The 1,821-nt window shown below is 67.7% G+C and carries 2 protein-coding genes; both read left to right on the top strand.

What is annotated here, in order from left to right; translation table 11 throughout:
* The coding region (locus VPH46_RS16135; protein ID WP_416612858.1) for a glycosyltransferase at positions 1-600 on the top strand (600 nt) is incomplete at its 5' end.
* 86 nt (positions 601-686) lie between these two features.
* Positions 687-1,821 (top strand): O-antigen ligase family protein (locus VPH46_RS16130; protein WP_416612856.1); only part of this gene is annotated, 1,135 nt, incomplete at its 3' end.

Below are 1,821 nucleotides of genomic sequence, written 5' to 3'. Positions count from 1 at the left end.
GCGGCGCCGCTGTCTCGCGAGGCGATCGTGCCGGGACGCAGCTTTTCCGCCGTTTGCACGATTGGCCTGATCAGCGGAGCGCTGGAACCGCGCAAGCGCGTCGCCGAGTTGATCGCGGCACTGGGCGCGGCGCCGCCTGTCGGCGACTGGGCGCTGCTGATCGCGGGTGCGGGGCCGGAGGCGGAGGCGATCGCCCGCGCCATCGCCGCGCACGGCTTGCAGGACCGGGTATTTCCCTTGGGCTTTTGCGCCAACCTGCCGGAGTTGATCGCCACTGCGGACGTCTGCCTGCACGTCGCCCGGAACGAGGGTTTGCCGCGCGTGGTGGTGCAATATGTCCTGGGCGGTCGACCGGTGGTCACCACCGCGCTTCCCGGGATCGAGCGGGTCGTCCAGGACGGCGTCAACGGCGTGCTCGTTTCCGTCGCGACGCCGGAGGCGGTCGCCCCGGCCTTCGCACGCCTGGTCGCAGACCCTGACGCGCGCTTGGCCTTTGCCGCCGCGTCGCGCGCAGCGGATTTGTCCGATTGGGGAGCCGATGCGATGGTCGCCCGGATCGAGCAGGTCTATGCATGGGCCGCACAGCAGAAACAGGCATGAGGATGCGCGAACAAATGCCCAGAGCAACCGGGCGGAGCAGGGGGGGCAGTGGTGCGCAGACGGGAAAGCGCCTTGCCGTACCGGCCATGCTGGGGCTGCTTGTCGCGTTCCTGCTCCTGTGTGCGCTGACCGGAGGAAGCTCGCGCTGGGACGTGACGCTGCTGCTGCTGTTACGGCCGCTGTCGGTGCTGTGTCTGGCCGGTGTGCTGCTTCTACCCGGGCAATCGCTCCGGCTGACGCCCCCGCTTGCGCTGCTGCTGCTGTGGACTGCGATCATGGCGGCGCAGTTGCTGCCGCTGCCGCCCGCCGTCTGGACGCAGCTGCCCGGCCGTGCCGAAATCGTCGAAGCGGTCACGGCGGCGGGACTTCAGCCGGCGTGGCGACCGCTGTCCCTGGTTCCCGACCTGACCTGGAACAGCCTGTTGACGCTGCTGCCGCCGCTGGTGGTCCTGATTGGATACGGGCGCGTCACGCCGGAGCAACGGCCATGGCTGGTGCCGGTGCTGGTCGGCATCGGAACGCTGAGCGCGGTGCTGGGCACGCTGCAGATGAGCACGGAAGTCCGATTGCTCTACTTCTATCGGGTGCCGGACGTTACAACCCCGATGGGCTTGTTCCCCAACCACAACCATCAGGCGGCCTTTCTCGCGCTGGTACTGCCGTTTCTGCGGGTGTGGACCTTGTTGCCGGCTGCCAGTCTGGGTGCACAGCGGACGCGGGGGTTCGTCGCCCTGGGACTGGGCCTGCTGATGCTGGTCATCCTTCTGCTTACCGGGTCGCGGGCGGGGCTGGTGTTGGGGCTTGTCGGTATCCTCGCGGCTTGGCTGATCCATCCCCGGCTTGGGCGGGACGGCACAGGGCAGCGGATGCCGGTGTGGAAGGCGGTGGCGCTAATCGCCGGTCCGGTCCTGCTCCTTGTGGCAGTGATCCTGCTCGGTAAGGCGCTGGCGCTCGATGCGGTGCTCGCCACGGATACGCTGGAGGCCGAGCAGCGCTTTCAGCTGCTTCCGGCCGTGCTGGATGCGGTACGCACCTATTTTCCGGCCGGCTCGGGTTTCGGGTCGTTCGATGCGGTGTTCCGCCACGTCGAACCCGAGTTCAACCTCAATCCCGCCTATTTCAATCACGCGCACAATGATCTGGTGGAGATCTTCCTCGATGGCGGTGTGGCCGCGCTACTGGTGCTTGTCGGATTTCTGGGTTGGTTCTGCTGGCGCGCAC

This window comes from Sphingomonas sp. MJ1 (PH-R8) (genome assembly GCF_048058635.1).
In the GTDB taxonomy this organism is placed as follows: domain Bacteria; phylum Pseudomonadota; class Alphaproteobacteria; order Sphingomonadales; family Sphingomonadaceae; genus Sphingomonas.
The sequence above is the reverse complement of the archived record's forward strand: the minus strand, read 5'-3'. Positions and strand labels throughout refer to the sequence as shown.